Here is a 15,113-nt window from a genome sequence, read left to right as displayed (position 1 = left end):
AAAAAGCCGCATGAACGTTCGCTCATGCGGCTTCTATCCTTCCCGGCGCGGCACGAATCACACGACGTTCATCGCCATGGCGCTCGCGCGATAGTGTTCCGCGGCCTGCTGCGTGTCGCCGAGCTGCTCATGCAAACGGGCAAGCGCGCGATGCGTGCGGATCTTGAGCGGTTCGTTGTCGGCGAGCTTCAGCGCCGATTCGAGAAAAGCCTGCGCCTTGCCCCACAACTGCTGGTGCAGGCACAGCCGCCCGAGCGTGAACAGCAGGTCCGCGTCTTCACTGCGCTCCTTCTGCCAGGCTTCGGCGCGCTGGATCAGCGGGAAGGCGTCGCCGCCGACGATGCAGTCCGGATAACGCCGCAACAGCCGCGCATCCCAGTTGTGCGCGAGCGCGTCCTCGACGATCTTCTTCGCCTCCGCGCGACGGTCGAGCGCGATCAGCAGCTCGGCGGCGAGATCGGCGAGACGCGGCGACTGACGCTCGATGGCCGAGAGCGACTGCCAGAACTCGATGAGCGCATCGGGATTGTGACGCCGGTCGCGCAGCAGGTTTTCCGCCGCCACCTGGCGCAGCCGCACCGCCACCGCCGGATGCAGCGCCTCGCGCTTCTCCAGCATGCGCACGAGCTTCAGCACTTCGCCCCAGTTCTTCAACTGCTGCTGCGCCCGCAGCGCGATCTGCTGCGCGTGGATGCGCCGGCCGCCCTGCGCCTGCATCTCGGTCAATGCGACGAGCGCGCCATCGGCGTCGCGGCCGTCGGCGCGCATGTCGGCGGTCGCCATCAGGCGCGCGTCCTGCCACTCGGGGCCGCCCACCTGCGTGAGCCATTCGTCGCGCCGGGCATATTCGTGCAGCCGGTGCGCCGCACTCGCGCCGATCAGCCCGGCCGCGCCCTTGTTGTCGGTCACGGCGAGCGCATCGCGCGCCGCTTTCTCGGCCTTCGAAAAACGGCCGGCATACAGATGTCCGACCGCGTCGCGCAGCGCGGCATTCGCCTTCGCCAGCTTGCTGCGCGCGCGATACGCCGCTACCCGCGACGGCATTTTCCAGACGCCGCGCGCCGCACGGATCAACGCGTACAACACCAGGAACACCACCACCAGCGCGACCACGAACAGGTTCAGCGACATGTCCACGCGATACGGCGGCATGACCAGCAGGATCTGTCCGCCGTTGAAGCCGCCGACCGTCGCGACGATCACCGCGACGGCGAACAGCAGCGCAAGCCAGATGAGTCCACGAGTCGTCATCATCCGCCTCGCTTGAACTGGTGGACGGCGGCGAGGCTGTCATTGAGGTTCGGCACGGCCACCGCGAGCGACGCCTGATCGACCTGCTTCACCAGCTCGCGCACCGCTTCCACCTTCTTCGACGACGGATCGAAGTAGCGGGCCAGCGCGGCATCGGCGGCGCTCAGGTCCGATTTCAGCGTAGGTTCGCTGCGCGACAGCAGCGACAAACGCGCCGACAACAGCCGCAGCTTGACGTTCTCGCGCACGAAGTAGCCTTGATCCGGCGACGTGAGCATGGCGTCGGCGTTATCGATACGGCGCACCGACACGAGGCTCGACAACTGCTGTCCGATGCCGCTCGTGATCTGCCGCCACAGCACCTTCCAGCGCGGCTCGCCGGTGGCCGCGGCGACGGAGGCGCTGTCGGCGGGCGCGGTGGCCTCAGCGCGCGCACGGGCGATCGGCGCTTCGCCGGCGAGCGGCAACGGGTCGATCTGGCCGATGGCCGTATCGAGCTTGATGGCGAGACCGGTGAGGTCGGTGGTCGGCGCGGACTTGAGCTTGTCCATGTCCTGCGCGATGGCCTTGCGGATCGCCACGACCTGCGGGCCATTGGTGGCGGCGAGCCGCGTGTCGGCGCTCTGTAGCGCGAACAGCGCCAGTTGCACGTTGCCGGTCAGTTGGAGTTGCTGGCTCGCGCTCGACAGGATCTGTTCGACTTCGGCGACGGTCCAGTCATCGCGATTGCTCGCGAGATCCTGATATTGCTGCTGCAATGCCTGGCTGTGCGCTTCGGCGTCCGCGAGCTTGCCCTGCATCTGGATGAGCTGGGTGTTGAGCGCGGTGGTGGCGCTCGCTGCCTGATCGGCCTTGGCGCGCAACTCGGCGTTCTGCTGGTCCGCCTGCGCGAGCCGCTGCGACAGTTGTGTGCCGGCGCGGTCGAACTTGCGGTTCAGGACGAACGCACCCGCGCCCGCCGCGACCGCCAGGATGACGACGACGACCCACAACAGGACGAGGCCCGCGCCGCCGCGCCGCTTCTGCTGTTCGAATGGCGTGAACGGCGTGTTGGGCGGCAAGGGCGGTGTCACGTTCGGCTGAGGTGAGTCTTTCTTGGAATCGTTCGGATCAGTCATGCGTGATGGAGCCGGTTGATGGGCCGGTTGCTGGGCCGGTTGCTGAGCCGGGGCCGATTGAGAAGCCGGACCGGCGGCTGCGTCAGCCTCCGGATGCCGGTGGGTCTGGGCCGTATCGTGCGTTTGCTGCGTCTGGAGCGTCTGGGCCGATGCCTCCGCGTCGCTCGTACCGGACGGAAACAAGGCTTCCAGCGCGTGGACGATGCGGTCGTCCCCGGCGCCGGACACCGTCATCCTATCAAAACCCGCTCCCCGCGCGGCCTCGGCGATGCGCGGATGGGGGCAGACCAGCGGCGCACGTTTCAGGCGCGCGATTTCATCGGCGGTGAGATGTTCGTAGGCAAGTTCGTTCAGATTGCGCACGCCTTCGGAGCTGGTCAGCAGCCAGGCATGCGGGATGTCCTGCATGGGCGGCTCGCCGGTGAGCAGCGCGTGCACGCGCTCCCACTTCTGCATCGACGGCTCCGGCAGTACGCGCCGGTAAGCAGCGGCTTTCTCCACTTGCGCGCCCGCGGCGACCAGCCGCTCGGCGAGCCACTCGCGGCCGCCGTCGCCACGCACGATCAGCACGCGCCGGCCTTCGAGACCGGTCGCGCCGAACTCGGCTTCGATGGCCGCGTACAGCGCTTCGGAATCGAAACGGGGATCGGCTTCATCCGCCGACGGCGTAATCACGCGCTGCGCGGGCGCATGCACGCCTTGCCGGGCGAGCGCGGCCACCGAGCCGGGCCCGACCACCGCCACTGGAAGGTCGGCGGGCCACGGCGCGGCGAGCCGGCTGAACGCGTGATCGACCGCATTCGGCGACACGAACACCACCAGCGCGTAACGTTCGGGCGCTTCAGGCGGCAGATAGAGCTGATCGAGCGCGGCGCGCAGCGGCGCGTCGTCGGCGACGGGCGCGATATCGATGAGCGGGAATTCCAGCGAGTCAAACCCGGCGCTGGCGAGACGCGCGAGCAGCGTGGACGACTGTCCCGCCGGACGCGTGACGATGACGGTGGCGCGGCGCGAGCCCGGCATCAGGAACGCGGCCCCGCGGGCGCCGTGTTCGGACCGTCGCCGGAACGCGAGGTGGCGAGCGCAGCGACGATCTCCAGCGCGCCTTGCGCTTTGAGATCCGTCGATACGCGCTGGCCCAGCGCGAGCGCGGCGGCGAGGTCGGGCGCGCGCACGGATTCTTCCGCGCGCAACACGCGCCGGCCATCCGGCATCGACACCGCGCCGCGCAGATGCAGCGCGTCGCCTTGCCATTCGGCGTACGCGGCGAGCGGCACTTCACAACTGCCGCCCAGTGCGCGCGACACGGCCCGTTCTGCTTCGACGGCCAGCGCGGTCCGCATGTCGTGCAGCGGGGCCAGCCACGCGGCGAGCTCGGCGCGGTCGGCGCGAATTTCGATGCCGAGCGCGCCCTGCCCTGCCGCCGGCAAGCTCTGCGCCGGTTCGAGGCGCGCGCGGATGCGCGCTTCCAGGCCGAGCCGCTTGAGGCCTGCGGCCGCGAGGATGATCGCCGCATACTCGCCGCGATCCAGTTTGCCGAGACGGGTGTCGAGATTGCCGCGCAGAGGACGCACGTCGAGCAGCGGGAAGCGCGCGCGGATCATGGCTTCGCGACGCAGGCTCGAGGTACCGACGACACTTCCCGCCGGCAGCGCTTCGAGCGATTCGAAATGCGGCGAGACGAAGGCGTCGCACGGATCCTCGCGCTCGAGAATGGCGCCGAGCGTGAAGCCTTCGGGCAGTTCCATCGGCACGTCCTTGAGGGAATGCACCGCGAGATCGGCGCGGCCTTCGGCGAGCGCAGCTTCGAGTTCCTTGACGAACAGGCCCTTGCCGCCGACCTTCGACAGCGTGCGATCGAGGATCTGATCGCCGCGTGTGGTCATTCCAAGGATCTTCACGTCGCAACGTGGATATAATTTGTGCAGCGCACACCGCACATGTTCGGCTTGCCACAAGGCAAGGCGGCTTTCCCGCGAAGCGATGGTCAGGGTTGCGGGCGGTGTCGCCGAATGCGTCTCGGAATTCATTGATGCTTGATTGAATGACGGGATGGGTGAATGGACATTAGCGAACAATGGTAGCACGCACGCCACGGCTCGCCGACCCGCCGGCATCGCGCGAAAGCCTTGTCCGATGCGCCTTTCGGGGCATTCGCGGCACGTTCGGACCCTGCGGAATGGCGGCTCGGCGCCGCCTTTGCACGGTTCGCGTGGCGCGACGCGGTGAATCGCGCGGCATGCTGTCGCAAGTGTGAAGCGCGGACGCTCGCGGCCAGCGCTTTTTCGCCGTACCACGCGCCGTGCCATACGCCGGATCACGGGTTCGGCGGTTCGGCGTTTCGAGTCGATGTGCCCTGGCTGTGCCGCTTCTGAGAGGAACTCAACGTGACGTCTTCTGCATCGGCGCGCTCCACGCGCCGCAACGCCGCATCGCCCCAGTCGTCCCCCACCGGCACGCCCGCGCCGGCCAGCGACCGCCACAGTCGCAACCGCAGCCAGCCGGCCACCGTCGCCAAGGCATCGAAGGCCGCCATCGCGCCGAAACCCCGGCCCGGCATCAAGGCCGCTTCAAAACGCGCGTCGAAGTCGGCGCAGAAGTCCGTCCCCAAGCCCGCGCTCAAGACGCCCGCCGCGTCGAAGACCACGCCAAAACCCTCCGCCCGCGCGCGCGACGACAAGGACCGGCCGCTCCTCGAAGACATCCGCTTCCTGGGCCGTCTGCTCGGCGAAGTGCTGCGCGAGCAGGAAGGCGACGCCGTGTTCGACGTGGTCGAAGCCATTCGTCAGACGGCCGTGAAGTTCCGCCGCGAAGACGACGTCGAGGCCTCGCAGGCGCTGGAAAAGAAGCTGCGCGCGCTGTCGCCGGAACAGACCGTTTCGGTCGTGCGTGCGTTCAGCTACTTCTCGCATCTCGCCAACATCGCCGAAGACCGTCATCACAACCGCCGCCGCCGCATTCATGCGCTGGCCGGCTCAGGCTCGCAGCCCGGCACGATCGCCTACGCGATCGAACGCATGCGCGAGCAGCAGACCGTCAGCGCGACCCGCAAGCAGCTCGACAAGTTCTTCGGCGACGCGCTGATCGTGCCGGTCCTCACCGCGCATCCGACCGAAGTGTCGCGCAAGAGCATTCTCGATGCGCAGCACGACATCGCCCGCCTGCTCGCCGAACGCGACCAGGAACTGACCGTGCGTGAACGCGCCCGCAACGAAGCCGTGCTGCGCGCGCGCGTCACGTCGCTGTGGCAGACGCGCATGCTGCGCGAAGCGCGCCTCACGGTCGCCGATGAAATCGACAACGCGCTGTCCTACTACCGCGCCACCTTCCTCGCCGAGATTCCGGCGCTCTACGCGGACATCGAGACCGCGCTCGGCGAACACGGCCTGCCCGTGCGCCTGCCGCCGTTCTTCCAGATGGGCAGCTGGATCGGCGGCGACCGCGACGGCAATCCGTTCGTCGTCGGCGAAACGCTCGAAACCGCGATCACGCGCCAGGCAGCGGTCATCTTTGAACACTATCTGGAGCAGGTGCATTTGCTGGGCGCGGAGCTGTCCGTGTCGAACCTGCTGGCCGGGTCGAGCGAGGCGTTGCAGGCGCTCGCCGACGCGTCGCCGGACCAGTCGGTGCATCGCACGGATGAGCCGTACCGGCGCGCGCTGATCGGCATGTACACGCGACTCGCGGCCAGCGCGCGCGTGCGCCTGGGCGAAGGCGTCGTGGCGCTGCGCAGCGCCGGGCCGGGCGCGCCACAGATCCGCGCGACGCCCTATGCGGACGCCTCCGAATTCACGCGCGACCTGCATGTGCTGGTCGATTCGCTCGCCGAGCATCATGGCGCGTCGATGTCGATCCTGCGGCTCTCGCCGCTGGTGCGCGCGTCCGAAGTGTTCGGCTTCCATCTGGCGAGCATCGACTTGCGGCAGAGCTCGGACATCCACGAGGCGGTCATCGCCGAACTGCTCGCGCGGGCCGGCGTGAGCGCCGACTACGCGGCGCTCCCGGAGGAAGAAAAACGCGCGGTGCTGCTGAAGGAACTGGCCCAGCCGCGTCCGCTGCGCCTGCCTTACGCCGACTATTCCGACCTCGCGAAAAGCGAACTCGGCGTGCTGGAAGCGGCGCGTGAAACCCGTCGCAAGTTCGGCGCGCGCGCCGTGCGCAACTACATCATTTCGCACACGGAAACCGTCAGCGACCTGCTCGAAGTGATGCTGCTGCAGAAGGAAACCGGCGTGCTGCAAGGCTGCCTCGGCAACCGGGAAGACTCCGCGCGCGACGGCCTGATGGTGATTCCGCTGTTCGAGACCATCGCCGACCTGCGCAATGCGCCGGTCATCATGGGCGAGTTCTTCGCGCTGCCGGGCATCGACGCGCTGGTGCGCAACCAGGGCAACGAGCAGGAAGTGATGCTCGGCTATTCCGACAGCAACAAGGACGGCGGCTTTCTCACCTCGAACTGGGAGCTGTATCGCGCGGAACTGGCGCTGGTCACGCTGTTCAAGGAACGCGGTACGACGCTGCGCCTCTTCCACGGCCGGGGCGGCACGGTGGGACGCGGCGGCGGCCCGACCTACCAGGCGATCCTGTCGCAGCCGCCCGGCACGGTCGACGGGCAAATCCGCCTGACCGAACAGGGCGAAGTGATTTCAAGCAAGTTCGGCAATCCCGAAATCGGCCGGCGCAATCTGGAGACGGTGGTCGCCGCGACGCTCGAAGCCTCGCTGCTGCCGCATGAAAACGCGCCCGCGCAGCTGCCGCAGTTCGAAGACGTGATGCAGACGCTCTCGGACTCGGCGATGGCCGCGTACCGCGCGCTCGTCTACGAGACGCCGGGCTTCACCGACTACTTCTTCTCCTCGACGCCGATTGCCGAGATCGCCGAGCTGAACATCGGCAGCCGGCCGGCCTCACGCAAGATGCAGGACCCGAAGCAGCGCAAGATCGAGGACCTGCGCGCGATTCCCTGGGGCTTCTCGTGGGGCCAGTGCCGCCTGCTGCTGACCGGCTGGTATGGTTTCGGCAGCGCGGTGACGGCGTATCTCGACCAGGCCGGCTCCGAGGAAGACCGCGCCAGGCGCCTCGCCCTGCTGCGCAAGATGTGCAAGACCTGGCCGTTCTTCAAGAACCTGCTGTCGAACATGGACATGGTGCTCGCCAAGACCGATCTCGCGGTTGCGTCGCGCTATGCGCAACTCGTCAGCGACAAGAAGCTGCGCAAGCACGTGTTCGACCGCATCGTCGCGGAGCATGAGCGCACGTGCGGCGTGCTCGCGGAGATCACCGGCCGGGGCGAACGTCTTTCCGACAACCCGCTGCTCGCGCGTTCGATCAAGAATCGCTTCCCGTATCTCGATCCGCTCAATCACCTTCAGGTCGAGCTGCTCAAGCGTCATCGCGCGGGCGACCAGAACGTGCGGCTGCGGCGCGGCATTCACCTGACCATCAACGGCATCGCGGCCGGCTTGCGCAACACCGGCTGATGCGTGGCGGCGCCGTGTGTGTGCAGCACAACGGCGCCGCTGACTTCAGTCGCGCCGTTGCGCCTCGATCAGCATCGCATCGAGTTCGAACGAGCCATCCTCCGTCACGCTGAAGTACTGGCGCACTTCGTCAGGCGCACTGTTCCACATCGAGCGGATGGCCGTTACGCGCTCGGGCGGCGTGCGCATGCGCGTCACCCACGCATCGAACTCGAGCGGAATGCGCCAGCGTTCGCTGACACGCGCCTCGAAACCGGCGGCGTCCAGCATCGCGAGCCACTCGTCCGCGCGATAGTCGCGGATATGCGAGGCGTCGCGCAGTATTTCGATGGCCTGGATATGCGTGTCGTACAGCGGATCGTCGATACCCGCGATGTCGATGAAGCGCAGCCGCCCGCCCGGCTTCAGCACGCGATGCACTTCCCGCAGCGCCGCCGGCACGTCGCGCCAGTGATGCGCGCTCATGCGGCTCACCGCCCAGTTGAACGACGCATCCGCGAACGGCAGCGTCTCCGCCGCGCCCTGCTGCGTGCGGACAGTCGTGAGACCGCGTTCGCGCGCGGCGGCTTCGACCGTCGCCAGCATCTGCGGCGCGATGTCGTAGGCGACCACCTCGCGCACGTGCGGCGCAATCGCGAAGCTCGCGTGGCCCGCGCCGCAGCCCATGTCCAGCACCGTCGCGTTGCCGCAGGTGGCCGCGAAGGTCGCGGCGAGCGTCTGCAGATCCGCGCCGCTCGCGTGGACGGCGCTCGTGAGATAGGCGGCAGCCGTGCTGCCGAAGGCGTCCGCGACCTGTTCGTGGTGTTTCATGGAGAATCTCCGGTTCGGTGTGGGGAAGGTCTGCCGCTACTAGCCGCTACAATAGAGCCCGCCCTGTACCGGTACAAGTCAAGCAGTTATTCTGGTATCTCCACCACCTGTCATCGCTGAACCCTGCTTTCAGCGCCTTGCATGAGCTCCATCGAGAAACACGACATCCTTGCCGAAACGCCCGCCCACGCGCTCGGCGAGTTCATCCGCGCGCATCGCGAACGCCTTTTGCCGCAGGCCGTCGGGCTGGCGCCCGGTCCGCGCCGCCGCACGCCCGGCCTGCGCCGCGAGGAAGTGGCGCAACTCTGCGGCGTGAGTCCCACCTGGTACACCTGGATCGAACAGGGGCGCCCGGTGTCCGCCTCCGCCGACGCACTCGCGCGCATCGCCGTCGCGTTGCAGCTGTCGCGCGCCGAGCGCGCCTATCTGTTCGAACTGGCGGCGCAGCGCGATCCCGCCGAGCCCGACCCCGCCGGCCAGGACGCGCCCGCCGCGCTGCTGCAGACGGTCGGCCTGATCGGCGCGCCGGCTTATGTGCTGGATCGGCAATGGAACGCGCTGCGCTGGAACGCGCCGGCGGCGGAGCTGTTCGTCGGCTGGCTCGACGGCGCGCACGACCGCAACCTCCTGACCTACACCTTCACGTCGGCGGCGGCGCGCGAGCTGATCGTCGACTGGGACACGCGCGCGCGGCGGCTCGCGGCCGAGTTCCGGGCGGATTCCATCCGCCATCTGAACGATCCGCCCACCCGCGCGCTGATCGACTCTCTCAGCGCGGCAAGCGACGCATTCGCGCGCTACTGGTCCTCGCAGGACGTGTTCGAGCGCGAAGGCGGCGAGCGCGCGTTCCATCATCCGGCGCGCGGCCGCGTGGTGTTCAACCAGATCACCTTCAAGCCGGCGCATCGCGAAGATCTGAAGCTCGTGATCCTCGTCGGGGAGGCGTGACGCCTTTTGTTAAAATCCCAGGTTTCCGGCTGCGCAACGCGCCGCTTCCTCCGACCGCCACAGCACAGCACATCACCATGAGTTCCCAACTCCACAAAAAAGGCGAGGCCTGGTCCGCGCGCTTCTCCGAGCCGATGTCGGAGCTCGTCAAACGCTATACGTCGTCAGTGTTCTTCGACAAGCGCCTCGCCCCCGTCGACATCCAGGGCTCCCTCGCGCATGCAGCGATGCTCGCGGCGCAGAAGATCATCGGCGCCGACGACCTCGCGGCCATCGAGCGCGGCATGGCGCAGATCAAGGGCGAGATCGAGCGCGGCGAGTTCGAGTGGAAGCTGGACCTGGAAGACGTGCATCTGAACATCGAGGCGCGTCTGACCGCGCTGATCGGCGATGCCGGCAAGCGCCTGCACACCGGCCGCTCGCGCAACGACCAGGTGGCCACCGACATCCGCCTGTGGCTGCGCGGCGAGATCGACCGCATCGGCGAGCTGCTGAAGGATCTGCGCGGCGCGCTGATCGACATGGCCGAGCAACACGCCGACACCATCATGCCCGGCTTCACGCATTTGCAGGTCGCGCAGCCGGTGACCTTCGGCCACCATCTGCTCGCCTATGTCGAGATGTTCTCGCGCGACGCCGAACGCATGCGCGACGCCCGCAAGCGCGTGAACCGCCTGCCGCTGGGCGCGGCGGCGCTGGCCGGCACGAGCTATCCGATCGACCGCGAAGCGGTCGCCAAGACGCTCGGCTTCGAGGGCATCTGCGCGAACTCGCTCGACGCCGTGTCGGACCGCGACTTCGCGATCGAATTCACGGCGGCCGCGGCGCTCATCATGACGCACGTGTCGCGCTTCTCCGAGGAACTGGTGCTGTGGATGAGCCCGCGCGTCGGCTTCATCGATCTGGCCGACCGCTTCTGCACCGGTTCGTCGATCATGCCGCAGAAGAAGAACCCGGACGTGCCGGAACTCGCGCGCGGCAAGACCGGGCGCGTGAACGGCCACCTGATGGCGCTGCTCACGCTGATGAAAGGCCAGCCGCTCGCCTACAACAAGGACAATCAGGAAGACAAGGAGCCGCTGTTCGACACCGTCGATACGGTCGCCGACACGCTGCGCATCTTCGCGGAAATGGCCGCGGGCATCACGGTGAAGCCGCAGGCGATGCGCGCCGCCGCCTTGCAGGGCTTTTCCACCGCCACCGATCTCGCGGACTATCTCGTCAAGCGCGGCCTGCCGTTCCGCGATGCGCACGAAGCGGTGGCGCATGCGGTGCGCATTTGCGTGGACCGCGAATGCGACATCGCGGATCTGTCGCTGGACGAGATGCGTAAGGAACTGCCGAACGTCGCGCATCTGATCGGCGAGGACGTGTTCGAGTATCTGACGCTCGAAGGTTCGGTCGCAAGCCGCGCCCATGCAGGCGGCACCGCGCCGGATCAGGTGCGGGCGGCGGCGCGGGCCGCGCGCGCGGCGCTCTGAGCGCACGAGGTTTCACAGCGCCCTGAAGACCCTCCGAGGCCGTTCGCGAGAACGGCCTTTTTCGTTCCCGGCCGCGACCGAGTGTCCCTGCGCAATGCCCGGCTGATTCGCGATAATCGGGTGTCGCGCCCTCCCCACCTCCCGCCCCCTCCCCGCCATGATCATCCGCCCCAAGCTCAACTGGTTCCGGCTGTTGTTCGTCTGGCGCGGCTCCGTGCTGCCGCAGCTTCTGCCGCGGCTCGGGCTGATCTTCGTGTTGTCGGTGACGGCGATCATCATGCACGACACCATGCGCGCCTATCCGGTCGAACTCGGCACGCCGCCGTTCGCGCTGGTGGGCATTGCGCTCGCGGTGTTTCTCGGCTTTCGCAACAGCGCGGCCTATGAACGCTGGTGGGAAGGCCGCAAGCTGTGGGGCGCGCTGCTGAACACCTCGCGCGCGCTCGCGCAACAGGCGCTGTCGCTGACAACGCCGCGCGAGCCGGCGCAGTCGCGCCAGTTCCTCGCCGCGCTCGGCGCTTTGGCGCATGCGCTGCGTCACCAGTTGCGCGGCACCGACGCCCTGGCCGATCTTGCCCCGCGCGTGCCGCCCGAGCTGCACGCGCGTCTCGCGGCCGCGACCTTTCGCCCGGCGCTCATCATGCTCTGGCTCGGCGAATGGGTTGCACAGCGTCAGCGCGAAGGCGCCCTCGACGGCTATGCGGTGCTCGCCTTGCAGCACAACCTGAACGTGTTGTCGGACGTGATCGGCGGCTGCGAACGGCTCGCCTCGACACCGCTGCCGTTCTCGTACTCGGTGATGATCCACCGCACCATCTATCTGTTCTGTGCGCTGCTGCCGTTCGGTCTCGTCGATGGCGCCGGCCTGCTCACGCCGTTGTTCGCGTTGCTGCTCGCCTATGCGTTCATGGCGCTCGAAGCGATCGCGGCGCAGATCGAGGACCCGTTCGGGCTCGAGGAGAACGATCTCGCGCTGAACACCATCTGCGAAGGGATCGAAACCGCCCTGCACGACCTGGCCGCCGACTCCGGCTTCGCGCGCGCGCCGCGTTGCGCGACGAACACGCCCGACTACATTCTCGACTGACCCGCCTTCCGTCCGTGCAGGGTGCGCATGACATCGTCGATAATCGTGCGCACTCAACCTGGAGGAAACGTTTTGAAACTGTTCTACAAGGCGGGCGCGTGCTCGCTCGCCTCGCATATCGCGCTCGAAGAATCCGGTCTGGCCTACACCACCGAAGCCGTCGATCTCAAGACCAAGACCACCGCGAGCGGCGCCGACTTCAACCAGATCAACCCGAAAGGCTATGTTCCGGCGCTGTTGCTCGACAACGGCGAACTGCTGACCGAAGGTCCGGCAATCATGCAGTACGTGGCCGATCAGGCGCCGGAAAAGAACCTCGCCCCGCTCGCCGACGCGATGGCGCGCTATCGGCTGCAAAGCTGGCTCACGTTCATCGGCACCGAGCTGCACAAGAACTTCTCGCCGCTCTTCACACCGCGCCTGGCCAGCGATACCCGAGCCGCCGCCATGGCCACGCTCGAGCGCCGCCTCGCGTATGTCGCGCAGCACATCGACGACAAGCAGTTCCTGCTCGGCGACACATTCAGCATCGGCGACGCCTACCTCTTCACCGTGCTCGGCTGGGCGAAGCATGTGGATCTCGATCTCGGCAAGTGGCCGGCGCTCGTCGCGTATCAGGAGCGGGTCGGCGCACGGCACGGCGTCCAGGCGGCGATGAAGGCGGAAGGCTTGCTGTGAACCTCGCGGCCTGAGCAGCGCGTCATCGGCAGATGCGCCGCACGAGCCATTTGTACAGACGGTCGAGCGTCGGCACGATGCGGCGCTCGGTCCAGTCGAACGACAGCATGGCCACCGAGACGAGCATCGCGCTGCACACGAAGCCCGCGAACCAGGGCTCGACATGCGGCCAGTCCAGCAGCGCGCGGCATGACAGGTAGTACCCGCCCACCAGCGAGATAACGAAGAAGATCACCACGCGCCATGACGAATGCTCGCGCGAACGCGTCAGGTGAATCAGCGCGCCGCACACCACGCCCAGCGTCTGCGCCAGATCGGCATGCATGCCGGATGCAAACGGATCGCAGCAGCGCACCATGTCCATCAGGCATTCGGACCTGCAGGCAGGCGTGACCGGACAGAGAATGATCATGATCTGAAGTGTGCAACGTGGGGTTCCGGCCGGCGGCGCGCTTTATATACGCGCTGCGCCACGCGGCCGGACGTACAGCTGAAATCCTGTGTTTCCGTTTTCGGGTCGTAGGCGTCCATGCCGTACTTCGGTTCGGTCGCACCCTTCGCGCCACAGGTGTTGCCGGGGTCGCCGTTGTAGACCAGCTTGCTGTTCAGCCGGCCGCCTTCGACGTTGCGGACCCTCACGACCTCGTTCGATACCGCGTGGTTCGTCACCTTGCGCGCGTTGCTCATTTCATTCCTCTTGATCCAGTGTGAAAAGGCTTGTCTGCCTGGCGCGCGGCGTGGCCCGGGAGACAGGATCATGTTCAGGAATGCAAGGTGATCAGCACATGGAAAACCTGTGGAATACTCAATGTCCGCCGGGTCTTGCTCGCGTCCACATGAAAAGGGCCCTGGCCGACAGGCTTGATTTCATTCGAGAAGTGCAACCGCGTCCGACCGCCCCTTGCTCGATGCCTTGAAGACGCCGCGGCAACGCCTGCCGACATCCATGCGGGTCTTCAACCCGGGTGCAGCCCATCGTCTTGCGGATGTTCCAGCTAGGTCCGCCCGTGCGCGCATTCGTGCCACTTCTTCCATGGTCTTCAACCCGTCCCTGTTGCTAGGGTACGCGTCTTCAACGCACGAGGGCATGATGGACAACGCACGGAGCAGCACACGATTCGACTGGCAACACGACCGCGTCTGCAGCGGTCAGGTGGCCGCCCGCATCTCAGGCCAGGAAAAGGAAGTCCTGCGGCTGCTGGTGACGGCGCAGGGACGCGTGTGCGAACGCGAGGAACTGATGGATGCCATCTGGGGGCCGCGCGCCGCCTATATGGACGATCTCTATCTCACGCAGTTGGTGTATCGCGTGCGCAAGGCGCTGAAGCCCTTGGGCTTGTGCGAGCGCATCGTGACCCTGCCGCGCATGGGCTATCGGTTCGATGCGGAAGGCTTGCAGATGCAGGACCTCCCCGCTGCGCAGGGCGTGGACGATGCGCCCGCGAACGGGCGGCATGGATGGCGCGCGCTGCTGGAGAAATGTCGCATGCGGCGGCGCGCAGCCGGCGCAAGCGCCGCACCGCAAGCCGCACCATCCGTCTCGAGCGGCTTGCCGGTCATTCACGCCGGGCTCGGGACCGTCACCTTCGCGGGCACGACGGGCCACCTGACCGGCTTCGAACGCGCGCTGCTGGAAGCGTTTGTCGAGCAGCCGGGCGTCACGCTGCGCCGCCAGGAATTGATCATGCGCATCTGGGGCCACGGGGAGAACATCGACGTGCAGCGGCTCACGCGTCTCGTGTCCCGATTACGGCGCTCGCTTGAGCCGCTGGGCCTGGCACAGCGGATCGTCCACATGCCGGGCGTCGGCTACCGGTTCTGCGCGATGGATCCGGCCGCGGAGGCACACGCCGGGACGCACGAGTTGGCGCACGAGATGGCGCGCAAGGAACTGTCCGGTACGCCGTCGTCGTCCGCGCGCGTCGCCGTTCAGAACAATCCAGCAGTTCAGCTGCCCGGGCTGACCGCGCTGGCAATTGCGCTGCTGCTGCTGTTCGCCAACGGTCACCCGACACCCGCGCATCGAGGCGACATGCGCGCAGTCACCTCGACGCCATGTGACCGGCAGGTCATGCACGATGTTTTCGTTCGCGACGTGGCCGCTTCGCTGTTGATCAAACCGCATGGCTCAATGATCGAAGCCGTGAACGACGCCTGGTGTGACGTCGTCAAGGACCTGCGCGCGGCCGGCTGCCGCACCGTCAGCGAGATGCCCGCTTCCTATTCCGGACCCGGGCTGGGCAGCTGACACGGCGCGGCA

12 protein-coding genes are annotated in these 15,113 nt (G+C 67.3%); 6 read left to right on the top strand and 6 right to left on the bottom strand.

Annotated elements, in window-relative coordinates; all coding sequences use genetic code 11:
- Positions 1–57: 57 nt before the first annotated feature.
- The 3 genes from QCE63_RS04715 to hemC are packed head-to-tail and all read right to left on the bottom strand — an operon-like array spanning position 58 to position 4,399.
- A complete protein-coding gene (locus tag QCE63_RS04715) occupies positions 58–1,251 on the bottom strand; it encodes a heme biosynthesis protein HemY (RefSeq protein ID WP_309833685.1) in 1,194 nt (397 codons plus the stop codon).
- The gene (gene hemDX, locus QCE63_RS04710) at positions 1,251–3,392 is read right to left on the bottom strand and encodes a fused uroporphyrinogen-III synthase HemD/membrane protein HemX (protein ID WP_309831014.1); all 2,142 of its coding nucleotides are present in this window, start codon (positions 3,390–3,392) and stop codon (positions 1,251–1,253) included. Before hemDX ends, QCE63_RS04715 begins: the two co-directional genes overlap by 1 nt.
- A complete protein-coding gene (hemC, locus tag QCE63_RS04705; protein WP_309831013.1) occupies positions 3,392–4,399 on the bottom strand; it encodes a hydroxymethylbilane synthase in 1,008 nt (335 codons plus the stop codon). Before hemC ends, hemDX begins: the two co-directional genes overlap by 1 nt.
- 357 nt (positions 4,400–4,756) lie before the next feature.
- On the opposite strand from hemC, the gene ppc reads away from it, so the two are divergent.
- On the top strand, positions 4,757–7,849 hold the full coding sequence (gene ppc / locus QCE63_RS04700; protein ID WP_309831012.1) for a phosphoenolpyruvate carboxylase: 3,093 nt from the start codon (positions 4,757–4,759) through the stop codon (positions 7,847–7,849).
- A gap of 45 nt (positions 7,850–7,894) precedes the next feature.
- On the opposite strand, the gene QCE63_RS04695 is transcribed toward ppc, so the two are convergent.
- Positions 7,895–8,659: a class I SAM-dependent methyltransferase gene (locus tag QCE63_RS04695; protein WP_309831011.1), complete on the bottom strand. Its 765-nt coding sequence runs from the start codon at positions 8,657–8,659 to the stop codon at positions 7,895–7,897.
- Positions 8,660–8,800: 141 nt separating this feature from the next.
- On the opposite strand from QCE63_RS04695, the gene QCE63_RS04690 reads away from it, so the two are divergent.
- The 4 genes from QCE63_RS04690 (at position 8,801) to gstA (ending at position 12,853) form a co-directional block, all read left to right on the top strand.
- A complete protein-coding gene (locus tag QCE63_RS04690) occupies positions 8,801–9,607 on the top strand; it encodes a helix-turn-helix transcriptional regulator (protein ID WP_309831009.1) in 807 nt (268 codons plus the stop codon).
- A 77-nt stretch (positions 9,608–9,684) separates the two neighbouring features.
- Entirely contained in the window at positions 9,685–11,088 is a 1,404-nt protein-coding gene (gene argH / locus QCE63_RS04685) for an argininosuccinate lyase (protein ID WP_309831006.1), read from the top strand.
- Positions 11,089–11,245: 157 nt separating this feature from the next.
- Positions 11,246–12,175 carry a bestrophin family ion channel gene (locus QCE63_RS04680; protein WP_309831004.1) on the top strand — a complete coding sequence of 310 codons (930 nt, stop codon included), beginning with the start codon at positions 11,246–11,248 and terminating at the stop codon, positions 12,173–12,175.
- Positions 12,176–12,247: 72 nt separating this feature from the next.
- A complete protein-coding gene (gstA, locus tag QCE63_RS04675; RefSeq protein WP_309831002.1) occupies positions 12,248–12,853 on the top strand; it encodes a glutathione transferase GstA in 606 nt (201 codons plus the stop codon).
- 22 nt (positions 12,854–12,875) lie between these two features.
- Here gstA and QCE63_RS04670 read toward each other — a convergent pair whose 3' ends face one another.
- Together QCE63_RS04670 and QCE63_RS04665 are read right to left on the bottom strand one after the other, a co-directional pair.
- On the bottom strand, positions 12,876–13,265 hold the full coding sequence (locus tag QCE63_RS04670; RefSeq protein ID WP_309831000.1) for a putative holin: 390 nt from the start codon (positions 13,263–13,265) through the stop codon (positions 12,876–12,878).
- On the bottom strand, positions 13,262–13,612 hold the full coding sequence (locus QCE63_RS04665) for a hypothetical protein (protein ID WP_309830997.1): 351 nt from the start codon (positions 13,610–13,612) through the stop codon (positions 13,262–13,264). Before QCE63_RS04665 ends, QCE63_RS04670 begins: the two co-directional genes overlap by 4 nt.
- Before the next feature lie 142 nt (positions 13,613–13,754).
- Here QCE63_RS04665 and QCE63_RS04660 point away from each other — a divergent pair, with 142 nt between their 5' ends.
- Positions 13,755–15,101, top strand: a complete 1,347-nt coding sequence (locus QCE63_RS04660; RefSeq protein WP_309830995.1) for a helix-turn-helix domain-containing protein — start codon at positions 13,755–13,757, stop codon at positions 15,099–15,101.
- Positions 15,102–15,113 lie beyond the last annotated feature (12 nt).

Origin of the sequence: Caballeronia sp. LZ065, from assembly GCF_031450975.1 — a bacterium.
Taxonomy (GTDB): domain Bacteria; phylum Pseudomonadota; class Gammaproteobacteria; order Burkholderiales; family Burkholderiaceae; genus Caballeronia.
This window is presented reverse-complemented; position numbering and strand designations above follow the sequence as displayed.